Raw genomic sequence first — 17896 nt, forward strand, 5'->3', positions numbered from 1 at the left:
GTCAGCCCGCGCTCAGGCCAATGCGCCACTGATAGGGCGGCAAGGTGCCGTTGACGGAAAAATCGCCGACGATGCGGTCCTTGTAGATGCGCGGATTGTGCGACGCCAAGGTCCGTGCGTTGCGCCAGTGCCGGTCAAGACCCGAAGGTTTCTTGGTTGCCGATGCGCCGAGTGCATCGAAGACGATCGTCGCCGCATCAAGGATCAGCGTCGAAACCACGGTCTGTGCCTGGGCCGTCTCCAGCTCTGCAACAGCGTTCGCCGTTTCCTCCGCGTCCTTATCGTCTGCCAAGTGAGCATCAAAAGCACGTTGGAGCGATTGTGCCGCCTGCAGGACGATGGCACCGGCGGCATAGGCGTTGCTCCGGATCCGGCCGACGACCTGCAGAACCTGCGGATCCTGGCTCGACCGGGGGCCAGCGGCATTGGTATATGTCCTGCGCCGCTCCGCCACAGCCTTTGAGGCATCACTGGTCAGCGCCCGGCCGATCCCGGCCAAAGTCGCCAGATGGACGAGCTGATAGAAGGCCGCCGAATACCGAAATTTCTCCTCCTCGATACTGACGTCTTCCGCCAGGATTTCGACATCGGTGAACGTCGTCGTGCCGCTGGCCGTCAGTGTCTGGCCGAAACCGTCCCAATCGTCGATGACATCGACACCGTCAGCATGCCGGCGAACGGAAACGGCGACGCCCGCGCCATCCTCGTTGCTGGCCCCGACATCAATCCAGTCGGCAAACAGCGAGCCTGTGGTGTAGTATTTGGTGCCGTTGAGAACCAGTTTTCCGCCCTTGTCCGTGACCCGCGTCGAAAAGCCCTCTTGCTTCGCTTCGCCAATTTCGGTCCAGGCGTTGCCGGCGATTTCGCCACGCGACAGGCGGCCGGTCCAACGGGTCCGCCACGCTCCCTCGCTCTTGTTGACGATATCCTCGGCAAAGCCGAAATGGCCGCGAAGCGCCTGGGTGATGTTGGAATCCGCCTCCGACAATTCGATCAGCAGATTGAAAAATTCAGGCAGCGTCGCGCCCCGTCCGCCTTCGCTGACAGGTAAACGCAGAGCCCCGAAACCGGCCTGCTTCAACCAGCCGATTTGGTCATGTGGCAAGCCGCGCTCAAGCTCGCGTTGCACCGCATCTTTGGCGATGCGAGCGAACAGTGGCCGGAAGCCCGCAGCCAATGTCTCGTAGCGCGGGCTCGGCCCTGCGCCCCAGGCCAAATCGATCTGGCTCATTGTCGTTCCTGCACCTGTTTCCGGTTGATGGTCCGCGCTGGCGGCGGGTAGCGCCTGGCGTTCGAGAAGCGTGTCACCCATCACGCACCAACCGTCTTCAGCTTGTTCTCCGCCTGCTGCTCGCGCCGCTTGACCGCCTCGATGTCGCGGTAGCCGTCGGCAGGATGGCTCTTCGGCAAGTAGGGTCCGTCACCGAAGAGCTTTTCCCTGAGCGTCCCCGGCTTGTAGGCCGTGGGGTATGCACCGCGCTTTTGCAGTTCCGGCACGATATGGCCGACGACATCCTCGAAACTGTCAGGTGTCACCGCATAGGCGATGTTGAAACCATCAACGCCGGTATCCTCGACCCATTCCTGCAGGATATCGGCTATCCGCTCCGGCGAACCGACGAAGACGGGCCCCATGCCGCCGATGCCGCCGAACTGCGCGAGTTCGTCGATCGTCCACGATTTGTCACCGCCGGCAATGTGCTCGACAAAGGAATGGATCGCATTGGTCTCGATCTTCTCCACCACGTCCGTCGGCGCGTACTGGCCGAAATCGATGCCGCTCCAGCCGGACATGAAGGTCAGCGAGCCGTCATAGGAGACATAGCTTTTGTACTCCTCGAACTTCTTTTGTGCCTTTTCTTCAGTGTCGTCGGTGATGATGGTGATCAGCGTGTAGATGAACACCTTCTTCGGATCGCGGCCGGCCTGGGCAATGCGTTCGCGAATGTCGGCGACATAGCCCTTGAGCACCGATTTCGTCGGGGCAGCGACAAAGATGCACTCGGCATGGCCGGCAGCAAACGTCTTACCGGGGCCCGAGGCACCGGCCTGGTAGAGGACCGGGGTCCGCTGCGGCGAAGGCTCGCTCAGGTGATAGCCGGGTACGTCGAAATACTTGCCCTTGTGGCCGATCTCGTGAACCTTGGTCGGGTCGGTGAAGATGCGCTTTTCGCGGTCGCGCAGAACCGCGCCCTCCTCCCAACTGCCTTCGAAAAGCTTGTAGAGCACTTCGACATACTCGTTGGCGACCTCGTAGCGGTTGTCATGACCGCGCAGGCCACCCTGGCCGATATTCTTGGCGCCGCTTTCAAGGTAGGACGTCACGATGTTCCAGCCGACGCGGCCCTTGGTGTGATGATCAGCCGTCGCCAGCCGGCGGGCAAAGGTATAGGGGTGCTCGAACGAGGTTGATGCGGTGATGCCGATACCGAGATGTTCGGTGGCAAGCGCGATCGGGGCGGCGAGCTGCAACGGATCATTGACCGGGATCTGGGCTGCCTGGTGGATCGCGTGATAGTTCGTGCCCTTGTAGACATCGTAATAGCCGATGACGTCGGCAATGAAGATGCCATCGAAGATGCCGCTCTCCAATGTGCGGGCTAAGTCTTGCCAATAGTCCAGATCCTTGTATTTCCACGACCGGTCACGCGGATGCGACCACAATCCCGGCGACTGGTGGCCAACGCAATTCATGTCGAAGGCGTTGAAGCGGATTTGACGGGCCATGGATATCTCCAGTTTGCAGACAGGCAGCATTGGAAATGCCGCTGGAACCGGGACAAAATAGCCGCAAATTCGCACAAATACAGATAATCTATGTTTTTTATATTCTAATTAGGGAAATCGAATTCCAGCCAACTCACCCCGCCGAGGCCGGTTGCGCGGTTCTTCTGCAAGACCCTCAGCCAGATTTTTGGCGCGAAGTGCTGCCTGGCATTTAAAAGACGCCATGATCTCCATCGGCGGCCAAAACATCGTTTTTGGCGGTCACATGGATGAAACAGGAATTGTTGGCCCCCGATGTCATCGCGGGGCCAACGGCGTCTTAAGCGTTAGAATTCGAACAACGAACGCACGATTGGGACCGGCGCATGCCGTCGTACGGGCCAAGTTTCCGCCCATGCTCCCAACCGTTGTATCGCTGCCTATCGCACGCCTTCCTGCAAATCCGCTTCATCCGCCAGAATGGCGGCGGCCTCATTGAGCAAAACATCCTTTGCATTCTTGCGGGCAGCTTCACGGGCAATATCAGCGCTCAGGCTGCGCTCGTCTGCCTGCAGACCATCATCTTCACCGAGATCCAGACCATCGCTGAATTGCGCCCGCTCCTTGAGACGGGCGGCCTGGGCAGCCAGTTCGTTTCGACGCTCCGTCAGATTGAGGGAGACAACCCCTTTCTCGCGCTGCGCTTTCAGTTCGGCAACGTCTTCCACAAAGCGCTGGAAATCCCGATCATTGCTCACCCGGGCATCGTGGCGCTCTTGCAACTGCGGCAGCAAAGCCGCCATATCACCGGCAGGTGCATATTTTGCCGGCTTGATCTGTTTCCATGGCAAAGCGTTGTCATAGCTTGCTTCACCGAAACTCTTCGCATCCGAAAGGCCCGGCAAGCTGATATCGGGCGTGACGCCGCGCAGCTGCGTCGTTCCGCCGTTAACACGGAAAAACTGCGCAATGGTCAATTTCAGTTCGCCGAATTTCGGTTTGCTGTTGTTGGCCGCCTTATCAAGGTTGACGACGGTTTGCACGGTGCCTTTGCCAAAACTGGGTTCGCCGATGATCACGCCTCGGCCGTAGTCCTGTATCGCTGCTGCAAAAATCTCGGAAGCCGACGCAGAACCGCGGTTGATCAAAACACCAACCGGACCTGTCCAGGCGGCCGCTGGACGATCGTTGCTTTCGACCTCCACCCTGCCATTGGCACCGCGTTGCTGAACCACCGGACCTTTTCCGACGAACAGACCTGTCAGTTCAATCGCCTCGGTCAGTGACCCGCCGCCGTTGTTGCGCAAATCGATGACGACACCATCGACATCGTCCTGCTGCAGTTCGCCGAGAAGCTTGGCGACATCGCGGCTGGCGCTTCGATAATCCGGGTCGCCTTTTCGCCGCGCTTCGAAATCTTCATAAAACGCCGGCAACGTAATGACGCCGATTTTGCGTGTCGCCGCGCCATCCTTTACCGGCAGGATGGACTTGCTGGCGGCCTGCTTCTCGAGGCTTATCTTGTCGCGCGTCAGGCTGATAATACGATGGCTGCCATCTGGACCAGCATCCGCCGGCAAGATGTCCAGTCGTACGACTGAATCCTTCTTGCCTCGGATCAATTGCACGATCTCATCCAGGCGCATGCCCACCACTTCCTTTACCGGGCCGTCGGGACCTTGACCGACACCGGTAATGCGATCTCCGACCGTAAGCTTGCCGGACAATTGCGCCGGGCCACCCGGCACGAGTTCACGGATCGTCGTGTAGTCATCGCGCTCCTGCAGGACCGCACCGATACCAACCAGCGAAAGCTTCATGGAAATATCGAACTCAGCTGAAGCCCGCGCGCCGAAATAGTCGGTGTGCGGATCAACCGACGTCGTATAGGCGCCCATGAAAGACTGGAAAACGTCGTCGCTCTTGTACTTAAAAGCGCGATCGAGGGAATTTTGATAGCGTTTGTCGAGCGTGTCACGAATGACAGCGTCCGTTTTGCCTGCCAGTTTCAGCCGGAGCCAGTCGCCTTTGACGCGTTTTCGCCAGAGGTCATCGCTTTCGGCTTGAGATTGCGGCCAGGGCGCTTCGTCGCGCAGCAAGGAATAGGATTCCTGCGCACTGAAATCGAACTTTTGCTTGAGCAAGGTGCGCGCATAGTCCATCCGGCCGACAACGCGCTGCTCATAGACGTTGAAAATTGAAAACGGAATCCGCAGGTCTTCCCGTTTGATGGCATCGTCAATCTTTGTGCTGTTGGACATGAATTTATCGATGTCCGCCTGCAGAAACAGCGTCCGGTCCGGATCGAGCGACTTGATGAAGCTGGTCATGATCTTGGCTGACAAGGCATCATCGAGCGGAACGGGTCTGTAGCCGAAACGCGTCATGAATTGCGCGCTTAGACGCGCGGCTTGTCCCTGTTGCTGCAGTGGCCCCAGAACGGGCGGCGATCCGGCTTCCAGAGCATATGCGGATGGTGCGACTGCCAGGAACATACCAAGCAAGCAGTGGTGTATACGCATTCAGCTGTGATCCAATTCTAATGTCGTGTCGTGATCAGTAACGTTGGTGGAACAATTATGGTTTTTTGGCAACCAAAGAGGTGCGTATGCCTCGATACACCAGTCCTGCCCGCTATCTGCTCTGAACAGCAGCGCCATTCCGATCAATTCACGATCGCGTGACGTCGAAATCCTCATGGCAGGCAGCTGGGCTGCTCTTGGAACGATGCTTGGTATGAATATCCAGCCTAAGCCTGAAGCGCCACCTCGCAAAAGCCCTTGCGGCCTCGTCCACAAAATCTTGCGGTCGTGGCGCACTGCGTCCATATAGGCTTTATGACGCTTGATTCGAAAATATTTGTCGGACTTAAATCGACCCGCAAAAAGACGGCTACCACCAGCGCACCCGCTGGTCCGAAATGCCAATGGGATGGCTGCGAAAAGGTTGGCACGCATCGTGCCCCTGTTGGCCCGGGTGCGGAAGGCCTGTATCTGTTGTTCTGTCTTGAGCACGTGAAAGACTACAACAAGGGTTATAGCTTTACGACGGCTCCAGTGGATGCGGACGTTGCCCGCTACCAAAAGGAAGCGACGACCGGCAGTCGTGCGACGTTCGGAACCCGTGTCCAGCAAGCAACCGAAATTCCCATTCCGTCGACTGTCCGCTCCGGCTCTGCAAAGACGTTGAACGCCCGCAGAGATGCACAGAACCGGGCGCAAAAAAACGGTGTCCCGGTCCGAAAACTCAAGGTTCTCGAAGCCAAGGCCTTCGCGACACTTGGACTTCCGCCAGAGGCGACGCCGGAGGAAATCAGAAGCCGTTACAAAGAACGGCTCAAAATGCACCATCCCGACGCCAACCAGGGCAACCGCACCTCCGAAGACGAGCTTCGCGCATCGATCGAGGCGCACAAGATCCTCAAGCTGAACGGTTTTTGCTGAGGCTCTCACCTATCGGCAGGCACTCACCCATTGGGCTGAATGTCAGGCCAGAGATGCCAGCATAAAACTCACCGCCGATGGCTATGAATCCAGGTTGGGATTAGCTTGAGATCGCGCCCGATAAACCGGCAGCGGGCGATGATCATTGCGCTCGCCACCTCTGGCACTGGGTGTTGGGGGTGAAGGTGCTCGGTGCCAATCGGATGCAGTTCCGGTGACAACTCGGCATTGCTACCGCCGAGACCACACACTTATTTCATAACGCTAGATCCGTGAAATCCTTCACGCTTGCGGCATGCGCAACACCGCCTTCAACGTTACTCCGGATTCACAATCCTTCACTGCCTGGTTGATTTCAGCAAGCGGATAGAATTTCACCAGCTTATCGAAGGGGAAACGGCCTTGACGGTGCAGTTCTATGAGTTGCGGGATGAAGACTTGCGGCACGCTGTCGCCCTCGACGATACCACGGATGCTGCGCCCCTTGAGCAGCAGATTGTTGACATCAAACTCGGCCTTCGTCCCGAGCTTTGGTGCGCCAACGACCCCGATGACGCCGAGCAATCCGAGCGTTTCGATCGCCTGTGCCAAAACCTCCGGCCGGCCAGTCGATTCCAGCGCAAAATTCGCCCCGGCTCCGGTGATTTCGATGACGGCCGCGATGACATCACGCTCGCGGCTGTTCACGATATGCGTTGCGCCAAGTTCCTTGGCAAGCTCCAGCCGCGACGAAACCACGTCCACCGCAATGATGGTGGCCGCACCGACGATCCGTGCAGCCATGATGGCACTCAACCCGACGGCACCGGCGCCGAAGCTGACAAAGCTTGCTCCCGGCGTCACCTTGAGCGAGTTGATGACCGCGCCGGCCCCCGTCTGTATGCCGCAGCCGAGCGGACCGAGAATATCGAGCGGAGCGTCCTTCGGCACCTTGATCGCATTGTTTTCCTCAGCGATCGCGTAGGTCGCGAACGACGACTGGGCAAAGAAATGGTCATGCAGCGACTGCCCGTCGGCATCCTCGATCGCCGTCTGACCACTGGCGTCGGAACCGCCGAAATTCAGCCGGAAGAAGTGTTGGCAGTAGGATCCGTGCCCCTCCGCACAACTGTCGCAATGACCGCATGACCCGTAGGTCAGCACAACATGGTCGCCGGGCCTGATCATCTTGACGTTCGGCCCCACGCTCTCGACGATCCCGGCACCTTCATGGCCGAGCACCGCCGGCAGCGGAACCGGATAGTACTGATCCCGAACGATCATGTCGGTGTGGCACAGGCCGGTTGCGACAACGCGCACCAGCACTTCGCTCCCCTGAGGTTGGCGAATGCGTGCCGCTTCGATTGTGAAGGGAGCGCCCTTGGAGCGCGTCACGGCGGCAGTGATTTCGGTGCAGCGAATTGCCTGGTTCATCATGATATCCTCCATTTCAAAGGGGGTAGGCCGGGGCTTCGGCCTTGACCGTCACCCACTGCCATTGTGTAAACTCTTCCCAATTGGCCGGACCGCCGATGCTGGCACCGTTGCCGGAGGCGCCGACACCGCCGAACGGATTGACAACCTCGTCATTGACCGTCGAGTCATTGATGTGCAGCAACCCGACATTCAGTCTCTCGCCGAGGGCAAGTGCGCGCCCGACCGAGCGCGAGACGATGGCCGCCGAGAGGCCGTATTCCGTATCATTGGCAAGCGCGATGGCGTCCTCGTCCTTGTCGAAGACAGTCAAGACGGCGACGGGCGCAAAGATTTCCTCAGTGAAAGCCGGGTTGCCCGGGCGTACACCGGTCAATACCGTCGGCTGGAAGAACAGACCGTCGGCAGATCCGCCGGCCGTAAGCGTTGCACCATTCGCAACCGCTGCCTTTACGATCGCCAATGCGTGATCAACCTGGTTTTGGTTGATCATCGGACCAAGAGCCACCTGTCCTGTCGCTGGGTCGCCGACCGGCAACCCGGCCGCGTGCGCGGCAAGCCTGCGGCTGAATTCCTCGGCGATACCGGACTGTACGAGAATACGGCCCGCCGACATGCAGATTTGCCCTTGATGCAGATAGGCGCTCCAGACCGCATTCTTAACGGCAAGATCGAGATCGGCATCGTCGAGGACGATGAAGGCATTCTTGCCGCCAAGCTCGAGCGAGACCTTCTTGAGGTTTCGGCCCGCCGTCTCGCCGACCTTACGCCCTGCCGGCGTCGAACCGGTGAATTGGATCATGCCGATGTCGGGCGCTTCGCATAAAGCAGCCCCGGCAGCACCGTCGCCCGGCAGAACGGACAACACACCGGACGGAAGGCCCGCTTCCTCGAACAGGCGGGCAATGACATATCCTCCGCACACCGCGGTGCGCGGATCCGGCTTCAGCACGACCGCATTGCCAACCGCGATGGCGGGCGCGACCGCGCGCATGGCGAGGTATAGCGGGAAATTGAACGGCGAAATAACGCCGACGACGCCTATCGGCCTGCGGCGGGCAAGATTGAGGCGGCCGGGCCGCGTCGGCAGCATCTGCCCTGCGGACTGAGACGGCATTGCCGAGGCTTCGTAAAGAGCCTTGATCGTTACGGCGAGTTCGAATGCTGCCTTCGAGATCGTCGATCCGGATTCGCGCACGAGCCAGTCTATGATTTCGTCGCGGTTGTCTTCCGCAGTCCGGGCGGCGTTGCGCAGAATTTCCGCGCGGCGCTCATAGTCTGTCGCGGCCCATCCGGTTTGTGCCTTGCGGGCGGCGGCGGCGGCGGTGTGTATATCATCGGGGCTGGCCATGCCGATCTGCCCCAAAATTCTGCCGGTTGCAGGTTCAATGGCGGCCTGCGTCCGGACGGAGCTTTTCCAGGCGCCATCGAATGTCGCACCTTTCAGGTGTTCGTCCTTGATAATGAATGCCGTTCTTGTCATTTCAATTTCCTCTCGATCCAATGGACGTTGTTTCGTACCCGGCTAGCCGTGTTGATGGGCCTGCGTATCGCGTTAGGCTCGCGTGACGGCAAAAGAATGAACGCTGCCGCTGCGTGAGCCTCATTCCTATTCGGCGTCCGTTGCTAAGAATCCATCGCTAAAAAACCTGAGCAGCAGTTCGTTGAAGGCTGGCGCCGCCTCGACGTTGATGATGTGCCGTCCAGGCAAGGATACGTGCCGCCCCTGCTGTACGCGCCCGGCGATCTCCTGGAGATCCGATGGCGGGCACACTGCGTCGTCAGCACCGGAAATAGCCAGAAGCGGACTGGCAATCACCGCGATCTGGTCTCGCAGATCGGCGCCGGCAAGAGCCGCGCAGCAGCCGGCGTAACCGTCCAACGAGGTGGCGGTGAAGCTTTCGAGGATGGCGCCGACGGTGACAGGTTCGCGCGCGTTGAAACCTGGCGTGAACCAGCGCTCGGCGGTTGCCCCGGTCAATCCACCAAGGCCGTTTTCCCGCACGTCTTTGATGCGGGCGGCCCAGCTTTCGGCCGTTCCGATCTTCGCCGCCGTCGCGCAGAGGACGATCTTGTCAATTCGTTCTGGCGCATGAATGCCCAGCCACTGCCCGACCAAGCCGCCGATCGACAGACCGCAGAAATGGGTCTGCCCGATCTCCAGTGCGTCGAGTAGGGCAAGCACATCGCCGCCAAGATCGGCCAGAGCGTAAGGCGGCGGGGGTGCCGATGACAGCCCGTGCCCGCGCCGATCGTAGCGCAGGATGCGGAAATGCGGCGAAAGAGAAGCCACCTGCGCATCCCACATATGCAGGTCTGTTCCGAGCGAATTGCTGAACGTCAGCCAGGGTTTTCCCGGTGCGGCGTCAGCATCGACGCGGTAGTGGAGACGATGGGTGGCGAGATCAAGATAGGGCATGACTGGACTGCTCTTTGTTCGTTGCGGCGTATTGGAACTCTGCGACAAGGCTCCGTGTGGCTGGCGTGGCGGAACCGTGAGCTGGGATTGATCATCGTGCAGCCCCTTACGCCGCTGCGACCAGCACCGCGCTGGTGCGGCGGGCATTGGCGACCGTGAACACCAGCATGGCCAGCGTCGAGATCGCGGCCGGGATCGCGAAGATCAGGAAATTCTGCTGGAGCGGCATTTGCTGGGCAAGAAGAACACCACCCAGCGTCGGCCCGACGATAGCGCCGATGCGCCCGACGCCGGAGGCCCAGCCCAACCCCGTGGAACGGACGGAGAGATTATAAAGCTGCGCGACGCTCGCGTAGAGCAGTATCTGCGTGCCGATGGTGGTGGCACCGGCGATGAACACCATCAGGAACAGAAGGCCGGTGGGCAGATTGAAGCCGATCAGGGCGATCGAAAGTGTGGCTGCAATGAAGAAGCCGACGACCACCTTCGGCAGTCCGAAACGGTCGCCCAGACGGCCGCCGGTGATGGCACCGACCATACCGCCGAAGTTGAGCGAGAACAGGCTGAGAAGGCTGGCTTTTTCAGCATAACCCGCCTCCTGCAGAACTTTCGGCAGCCACGACGACAGCAGATAGACGAGCAGCAGGCAGCAGAAGAAGGAAACCCAGAGCATGAGGGTGCTGAGCATGCGTTGATGGCGGAACAGTTCGGCGACCGATGCGGACGCGCCTTTGACTTCGCTGAAGGCCAGTCTGTCGCTCTCGGCAAGGCGCGTGGAAGGGCTGAGCTTTTCATAAATCCGCTTCGCCTTTTCCTGCTGGCCCTGGCGAATGAGGAAGCCTAGCGATTCCGGCAGCTTCCACAGGATGACCGGCAGCATGACCAGCGGCAGCGCGGCGATCAGGAACATCGGCTTCCATCCGTATTGCGGGATAAGACCGATTCCGAGCCCCGCGGCCACCATGCCGCCAACGGAATAACCCGAGAACATGATCGCTACCATGGTGCCGCGAAGGCGTTTGGGCGCGTATTCGTTCATCAAGGCCACGGTGTTCGGCATCAGGCCGCCACATCCGAGACCGGCAATGAAACGGAAAATCTTGAACTGTTCCGGCGTATTGGCGAAACCGGTCAGAAGGGTTGCGACGGTAAACAGCAGGAAACTGATCGCAATGCCCTTCTTGCGCCCGATCTTGTCGGCAAGGGTGCCGAAGATGAGGGCACCGAACATCATTCCGAAAAGCGCCCACGCCTGCAGAGCGCCCGCCTGTGGTTTGGTCAGGCCCCATTCGGTAATGAGCGTTGGCAGAACGGTTCCGGCAACGAAGACATCGTAGCCGTCGACGATCAAAAGCAGCGCGCAGAGCGCCACCACGGTCCACTGGAACCTGCCAAAAGGGTTGTTATCTATTGCTTCATTGATATCGATATTGCGCATCATCGCTCCTCCCCGAGTCGTTACGCATAAAAGTTGGAATCTTCAGCCGAGATCGCCTCCAGCGACGGCCAAGACGCTGCCGGTAATGTAGGACGCCTCGTCCGAGGCAAGGAACAGGATCGGTGCAGCCTGCTCCTCGATGGTGCCGTAACGCTTCATGAAACTCGATTGCTTCACCTGCTGCACGACATCGGCCATCCAGGCCTCTTCCTGTTCGCTGTCGCCGGCGGCGTTGCGTGGCACGCGGCGCGGCGGCGCCTGCGTACCGCCCGGCGCGGTGGCAACGACGCGGATGTTGCGTTCCGCCAGCTCCATGGCAAGCGCCTGAGTAAGCGCGTTGACACCACCCTTCGCCGCCGAATAGGGCACCCGGTGGATACCACGCGTGGCATTCGACGACACGTTGACGATGGTGCCGCCGCCGCCTGCGAAAAGGTGCGGCAGAACGGCATGACAGCCGTAGAGCGTCGGCATCAGCGACCGGCGGATTTCCGCATCGATCTGCGCCGGCTCGAAATCGGCATAGGGACGCATGCGGATCGCTCCGCCGATATTGTTGATCAGGATGTCTATGCCGCCGAACCTTTCGGCCGCAAACTCCATGGCCGCCGCCGCACCGTCGAAGGTCTCGAGATCGGCAGTGAACGCGGCCGCGTTGCTGCTGTCCGCCTCGGCGGCCACGTCCCCGACGAAATCGGCCCGGTCGACGAACAGCACGCGCCCGCCTTCCTGCACCGCCCGCAACGCAACAGAACGCCCAATGCCCTGGGCAGCACCCGTCACCACCAGAACCTTGGCGGCAAAACGGTTGGCGAAATGGGCCGCGCTCATGCGCTTTCCTTCAGCGCAACGTTCGGCGTGAACTTCTCGTAGTGAAAGCTGTTGGGTTTGACGCCGTTGTCGTCGAAATAGTGGCGCACGGCATCGACCATGGGCGGCGGACCGCACAGGTAAACATCCAGATTGCCACCATCCGCGGTGTCGTCCGGCATATGCTGTGTAACCCAGCCCCTGCGTGGATGGGACGACGCCTGGTCGGCCACTACGGTGGCGAAGGTAAAGTTGGGCAGGCGCGCGACATAGGCCTCGATCGCGTCGACGAGCACCAGGTCGAGATCACGCGTCACAGCATAGATCAGATGGATTTTCTGTTGCGAACCTGCCTGGCCAAGCACTTCCAGCATCGAGAGGAACGGCGCAAGCCCGGTGCCACCCGCCAGCAGCAGCAACGGACGCTGTACGTCGCGCATGTAGAAGCTGCCGAGTGGGCCTGTCAGGTCCAGCCGGTCGCCCGCCTTCGCCCTGGCAAGCCAATGGCTCATGGTGCCACCAGGGATTTTCTTGATGAGGAAAGCGATACGCCGGTCGCCCGGCGCCGAACTGAAGGAGTACGAGCGGCTCTGCCCGCTGCCCGGCACGTCGATGTTGACATACTGGCCCGGCAGGAAGGCCGGCGCCACTGTGGCGGCGTCAACATCCAGCTCCAGCAGGATCGCCGCATCGTTGTGCGGGGTCACCTGTGCCACCGTGGCTGCAAATTTCTGCTGTCCGGTCTTGCAAACCAGCGATGTGGTGGGAACCGCGATCACACAGTCGCTTGACGGCACCATCTGACAGGTCAGCACCAGACCCTCGGCCGCCTCGTCTTCGGTCAGGGCGTCGTCGATATAGTCACCACCCAGATCGTAGACGCCGCTTTCGGCGCGACACTTGCAGGTACCGCAGACGCCGTCGGAACAGTCCATCGGCAGGTTGATCCGGTTGCGGAAGGCGGCGTCGAGAACCTTCTCGCCCACCTTGCATTCAACGAAGCGGGTTACCCCATCTTCGAAGTTCAGTGCAATCCTGTAGCTGGTCATGGTTGCTCCTCAAAGCTCTTGCCACGCCGGAACTCGATCGTCAGATGTGATAAACGTCGATGACCTGGCGGATGTAGTCGTTCTTCAGCACGATCTTCTTGTTGGCGATCAGCAGACCGCCTTCGCTTTCGCGCAATGTGACGAAAATTGTTCCGAAGAACTGGTCCGTTATCTTGTAACGGTGGTTCAACGTGTTGAAATTGTAGCGCACGTCGACTTCGTTGCCCCGGTCTGCCAACACCTCGACATTGGTGACGTTGTGGCTGGTACGGGGTTCCGGCATGGAAGCCCCAGACCGCTCCGTCTTGATCCGGAATACCCGGTCTTCCAGGCCGTCCCGGGTGGGATAATAGATCAGCGAAATCTGCGAATACGGGTTCTCCACGATCTGATCGTCATCGTCCCAGGCGGGCATCCAGTAGGTCACATCGGGGGCGTAGCAGGTCAGCCACGCGTCCCAATCGCGGTCATCGAGGAGACGAGCCTCCCTGTAGAGAAAGGCATTGATGGCATCGTGGGAAATGCTCATGCGATCACTCCATTCTTCTCGGTGGAAAGCGCATCGCGCATCACCCTTGCCCAGTATTCGTGCTGGCGCACGAACAGGCCTTCGTCCTCGCTGCGCTCACCGGACAGAAGCGGGTTCAGTCCCATCTTGCGGGCATTGTCGTCGGGACCATCGATCCATAGCGGCGCACCGCGGGACAGATCGTTCCACAGCGCAGCCGTGCCGGCATATCCTGCCTGACAGGCGCGGAATTCCTCCAGATCGTCAGCCGTGCCCATACCCGACACGTTGAAGAAATCTTCGTACTGGCGGATGCGCAATTCCCGCGCCTCTGCGTTCTCGCCCTTTGGCGCGAAACAGAAGATGCTGATTTCGGTCTGGCCGACGCTGATCGGGCGGGTCACACGGATCTGCGTGCTGAACTGGTCCATCAGGAAGACATTCGGGTAGACGCAGAGATTGCGCGTCTGGTTGACGATGAAGTCCGCCTTGTCGGCGCCGACGCGGGCGCTGATCTCGTCCTGCTGGTGATAGACTGGACGAACCTCCGGGTTCATCGTGTTGGTCCACAGCAGGATGTGGCCGTTCTCGAAACCGTAGACACCGGCGACGGAGCGGCTCCAGCTGTTGGCATCGACGGCCTTCGTGCCTTCTTCCTTGCGCCGTCCCATCGTCGCGGCGTAATTCCAGTGCACGGAGCTGACGTGATAACCGTCACAGCCGTTTTCCATCTGCAGCTTCCAGTTTCCGTCGTAGATGTAGGACGAGTTGCCCCGCAACACTTCCAGCCCGTCCGGAGCCTGGTCGACGATCTGGTCGATGATGACCTTGGTTTCGCCGAGATAGTCTTCCAGCGTCGCCACGTCTTCCTTCAGACTGCCGAAAAGAAAGCCGCGATAGCTTGCAAAACGGGGAACGCGCTTCAGGTCGTGCGACCCGTTCTGAGCGAACTGCGGTGGATACTGGGTCGTCTTCTCATCCTTGACCTTCAGTAGTTTGCCAGTGTTGGAGAAAGTCCAGCCGTGGAACGGACAGGTAAAGCTACCCTTGTTGCCGTGCTTGCGCCGGCACAGCATGGCACCGCGATGGGCGCAGGCATTGATGACCGCGTGCAGCTCGCCATTCTTGTCGCGGGTGATAACCACCGGCTGGCGGCCGATATAGGTCGTGTAATAATCGTTGTTCTCCGGGATTTGGCTTTCGTGCGCCAGATAGACCCAGTTGCTCTCGAAAATGTGCTTCATCTCCAGCTCGAACAAGTCTTCGCTGGTGAAGATGTCGCGGCGGCAACGGAAGATGCCGGTCTCCTTGTCGTCCTGCACGGCGGTGGCAAGCAGGTGATCGAGGTTCCGGGCTTTATCGATAATTGCGGACATGACTTCTCTCCCGCAAGGCGCGCCTCTGCGAGCGCCGCCCTTGCAACAATGTCGATGACAACGGTGAATGTTGGTGGCGGCGGTCCCTGCGGGGCCGCCGCTATAGCAGGGTTTTACGCGGCCGCGCGGCTGCGCTGTTCGTTGATCTGGTTATCAACGCCGTTGATCAGGGCCGTGAGATGAATATCGAACTTGATCTCGGCGAACGGACCTTCGAGGTCATTGGCCCTGATGCCAGCCTCGTCGGTCCGCTCGATGACGGACGGCACCAGACCGTCGCGGGTCGCATAAGCAAAGTCGTCGTTGACCAGAGGGTCGCCTTCGATGTTGATCTGGGTGGTCAGCTTGCGGTGACCGTCGGCGCCGATGAAGAGGTGGATATGCGCCGGGCGCTGGCCGTGACGGCCAAGGCTCGAAAGAAGCCGCTCTGTCGGGCTACCGGGAGGCACGCCGTACCCATGCGGCACGATGCTGCGGAACTTGTAACAGCCCTTGTCGTCGGTGATGATCGTCCGGCGCATGTTGAACGGCGCCTGCTTTCCGGTCGGGTCGAAGTGCGAATAGAACCCACGGGTATCACAGTGCCATACCTCGACGGTTGCGCCTGGCAGCGGCTTGCCGTCTGCACTGAAAACAGTGCCATGCATGATCAGAGTATGGCCGTTGGTATCCGTACCATCGTCCAGGCGGGCAAAGCCACGCGAGACCGGGGCGCCGGCGACGTAAAGTGGACCCTCGATGTTGCGCGGTGTCGGGTTGTCGATGCCGAGCGACGCATCGATCGCATCCAGACGTTCGTCGAGGAAGTGGTCGAGGCCAAGGCCGGGCGAGATCAGGCCCGCCTGTCCGGTCGCACCGATTTCGTTGATCCAGGCGATGCCGGCCCAATATTCGTCCGGGGTAATATCGAGATCATCGATGGCCTTGAACAGATCGGACATGATGCGATGCGTGATCTGCTTGACGCGCGGATTGCCGCCGTCCTTGTCGAGACCGCTCAAAACACTCAGAAACGCCTGGATGTCCGGTCTGTCGAAAATCTTAACTGTCATGGTCATTCCTCCTCTAAGGATTGTTGGAAAAAGCTGGCGCGGCCCCTCCTCTCCGGGAACGCCGCCTTGCGAAATCGTCAGGTATCGTCATCGCGGATGGAGGACGGATGCCGCAGAAGCGGCGTCACCTCGATGCGCATGAACTTGAACAGCGGCAGCCCCGAGAGGATCTCGTGCAGCTCGGTATTATCCTTGACATCCAGAATGCTGTAGTTTGCGTATTCACCGGCAATGCGCCAGATATGCCGCCATTTGCCGCTACGCTGAAGTTCCTGCGAATAGGCCTTTTCTTTCGCCAGAATGTCGGCCGCCTGGGCCGCAGGCAGATCGTGGGGAAGTTTCACGTCCATTCGTACATGGAAAAGCATGGTTTTCTCCCTTACCCGGCAATGCTGATGGTTTTGCGCAGTCCGTCACGAATGAAGAAAGCGACGCGATCATCATCCAGCTCAATCCCGAGCCCGGGTCCGTTGGGTACGGTCAGTTCGAAGTCATGATAATCCAGCGGCTGGCGTAGGATTTCTTCCGTCAGAAGCAGCGGGCCGAACAGCTCGGTGCCCCATTGCAGATTGGCAAAAGTGGCGAACACATGCGCCGAGGCGATGGTGCCGAACGCGCCTTCCAGCATCGTGCCACCATAAAGGCCGATACCGGCAGCGTCGGCGATCGCCGCCACGCGCTGCGCATTGAAAAGCCCGCCGCTCTGTTCGATCTTGACGGCGAACACGTCGGCGCCGCCGACCTTGGCCAACTCGAAGGCCGATTCAGGACCGGTCAGCGATTCGTCAGCCATCAGCGGCACGGGAAAACGCCGCATCAGGCGCGCCAGCGCCGAAGCAGCCGCGACAGGCTGTTCGACCAGCTCACAGCCGGCATCGGCCAAAGCAGCCATGCCATGGGCAGCTTCCGTTTCGCTCCAGGCCATATTGACGTCGACGCGGACCGCGCCGCGATCGCCCAGCGCCCGCTTGATTGCGGCGACATGCGCGATGTCCTCGCGCAGGCTTCTCGCCCCGATCTTCAGCTTGAATATCCTGTGACGGCGCAGATCAAGCATCGCCTCCGCTTCAGCAATATCCCGTGCGGTATCGCCCGAGGCCAGCGTCCATGCGACGGGCAGGCGATCGCGGCGGCGGCCGCCCAGCAGTTCGCTGACCGGCAGGCCAAGCCGCTTGCCATGGGCGTCGAGCAGCGCTGTCTCAACGGCGCTCTTGGCGAAACGGTTTTCCTTCACCATCTTGCCGATGCGCGCCGTCAGTGCCTGCACACGGGTTGCGTCCTGACCAATCATTACCGGCGCAAAATGCGTATCGATGGCAAGCTTCATGCTTTCCGGGCTTTCGCCACCATAGGCGAGGCCGCCGATCGTCGTGCCCTCACCGATGCCAAAGATGCCGTCGCTGCAATGGATTTTCACCAGCATCAGCGTTTGCCCATCCATCGTGGCGACGGATAATTTGTGTGGCCTGATCGTCGGAAGATCGACCAGCCAAGTCTCAATCCGTTCGACGACAGGGGCAAAATCGGCAGTTTGGGTCGGTGGTGTAAAGGCTTTGCTCATGCGGACAGGTTGCGACGGAGTGGTACTCTTGTCCAACACCGTTTGAATCTGCAATGATACTTTTTAAGTATCGTATAGCGAAAAATGCCTCCGCATTTTAGTTTTTTGCGGTGCAACATAC

At 59.9% G+C, this 17896-nt stretch carries 15 protein-coding genes; 1 reads left to right on the plus strand and 14 read right to left on the minus strand.

The annotated features are described in order from the left end of the window. Position 1: 1 nt before the first annotated feature. The 3 genes from ACQY8Q_RS05180 to ACQY8Q_RS05190 form a co-directional block, all read right to left on the minus strand. Positions 2 to 1231 carry a monooxygenase gene (locus tag ACQY8Q_RS05180; protein ID WP_428425318.1) on the minus strand — a complete coding sequence of 410 codons (1230 nt, stop codon included), beginning with the start codon at positions 1229 to 1231 and terminating at the stop codon, positions 2 to 4. Between the two features lie 80 nt (positions 1232 to 1311). Further along, complete coding sequence (locus tag ACQY8Q_RS05185; RefSeq protein WP_428425320.1) at positions 1312 to 2727, minus strand: LLM class flavin-dependent oxidoreductase; 1416 nt, start codon at positions 2725 to 2727, stop codon at positions 1312 to 1314. 419 nt (positions 2728 to 3146) lie between these two features. After that, on the minus strand, positions 3147 to 5228 hold the full coding sequence (locus tag ACQY8Q_RS05190; RefSeq protein ID WP_428425322.1) for a carboxy terminal-processing peptidase: 2082 nt from the start codon (positions 5226 to 5228) through the stop codon (positions 3147 to 3149). Positions 5229 to 5543: 315 nt separating this feature from the next. On the opposite strand from ACQY8Q_RS05190, the gene ACQY8Q_RS05195 reads away from it, so the two are divergent. Continuing rightward, complete coding sequence (locus ACQY8Q_RS05195; protein ID WP_113244223.1) at positions 5544 to 6149, plus strand: J domain-containing protein; 606 nt, start codon at positions 5544 to 5546, stop codon at positions 6147 to 6149. Positions 6150 to 6431: 282 nt separating this feature from the next. Here the strand turns inward: ACQY8Q_RS05195 and ACQY8Q_RS05200 are convergent, their stop codons facing one another. The 11 genes from ACQY8Q_RS05200 to ACQY8Q_RS05250 form a co-directional block, all read right to left on the minus strand. Next, positions 6432 to 7562, minus strand: a complete 1131-nt coding sequence (locus ACQY8Q_RS05200; RefSeq protein ID WP_428425572.1) for an NAD(P)-dependent alcohol dehydrogenase — start codon at positions 7560 to 7562, stop codon at positions 6432 to 6434. A 16-nt stretch (positions 7563 to 7578) separates the two neighbouring features. Next, a complete protein-coding gene (locus tag ACQY8Q_RS05205) occupies positions 7579 to 9045 on the minus strand; it encodes a benzaldehyde dehydrogenase (protein ID WP_428425325.1) in 1467 nt (488 codons plus the stop codon). 126 nt (positions 9046 to 9171) lie between these two features. Continuing rightward, entirely contained in the window at positions 9172 to 9981 is an 810-nt protein-coding gene (gene pcaD / locus ACQY8Q_RS05210) for a 3-oxoadipate enol-lactonase (protein ID WP_428425327.1), read from the minus strand. A gap of 106 nt (positions 9982 to 10087) precedes the next feature. Then, entirely contained in the window at positions 10088 to 11422 is a 1335-nt protein-coding gene (locus tag ACQY8Q_RS05215; protein WP_428425329.1) for an MFS transporter, read from the minus strand. 39 nt (positions 11423 to 11461) lie between these two features. Beyond that, complete coding sequence (benD, locus tag ACQY8Q_RS05220; RefSeq protein ID WP_428425331.1) at positions 11462 to 12250, minus strand: benzoate diol dehydrogenase BenD; 789 nt, start codon at positions 12248 to 12250, stop codon at positions 11462 to 11464. After that, a complete protein-coding gene (gene benC, locus ACQY8Q_RS05225) occupies positions 12247 to 13278 on the minus strand; it encodes a benzoate 1,2-dioxygenase electron transfer component BenC (RefSeq protein WP_428425333.1) in 1032 nt (343 codons plus the stop codon). Before benC ends, benD begins: the two co-directional genes overlap by 4 nt. Positions 13279 to 13318: 40 nt before the next feature. Next, the gene (gene benB / locus ACQY8Q_RS05230; RefSeq protein WP_428425335.1) at positions 13319 to 13807 is read right to left on the minus strand and encodes a benzoate 1,2-dioxygenase small subunit; all 489 of its coding nucleotides are present in this window, start codon (positions 13805 to 13807) and stop codon (positions 13319 to 13321) included. Next, positions 13804 to 15162, minus strand: coding sequence for a Rieske 2Fe-2S domain-containing protein (locus tag ACQY8Q_RS05235; protein ID WP_428425337.1), 1359 nt, complete (start codon positions 15160 to 15162; stop codon positions 13804 to 13806). Before ACQY8Q_RS05235 ends, benB begins: the two co-directional genes overlap by 4 nt. Before the next feature lie 113 nt (positions 15163 to 15275). Beyond that, positions 15276 to 16214 (minus strand): catechol 1,2-dioxygenase, encoded by a 939-nt coding sequence (gene catA, locus ACQY8Q_RS05240; protein ID WP_428425339.1) that lies wholly within the window; start codon positions 16212 to 16214, stop codon positions 15276 to 15278. Positions 16215 to 16291: 77 nt separating this feature from the next. Next, positions 16292 to 16582 (minus strand): muconolactone Delta-isomerase, encoded by a 291-nt coding sequence (gene catC / locus ACQY8Q_RS05245; RefSeq protein WP_428425341.1) that lies wholly within the window; start codon positions 16580 to 16582, stop codon positions 16292 to 16294. 11 nt (positions 16583 to 16593) lie between these two features. Next, the gene (locus ACQY8Q_RS05250; RefSeq protein WP_428425343.1) at positions 16594 to 17775 is read right to left on the minus strand and encodes a muconate/chloromuconate family cycloisomerase; all 1182 of its coding nucleotides are present in this window, start codon (positions 17773 to 17775) and stop codon (positions 16594 to 16596) included. Positions 17776 to 17896: the final 121 nt, after the last annotated feature.

It is taken from the genome of Pararhizobium sp. (genome assembly GCF_965279435.1).
In the GTDB taxonomy this organism is placed as follows: Bacteria; Pseudomonadota; Alphaproteobacteria; order Rhizobiales; family Rhizobiaceae; genus Pararhizobium.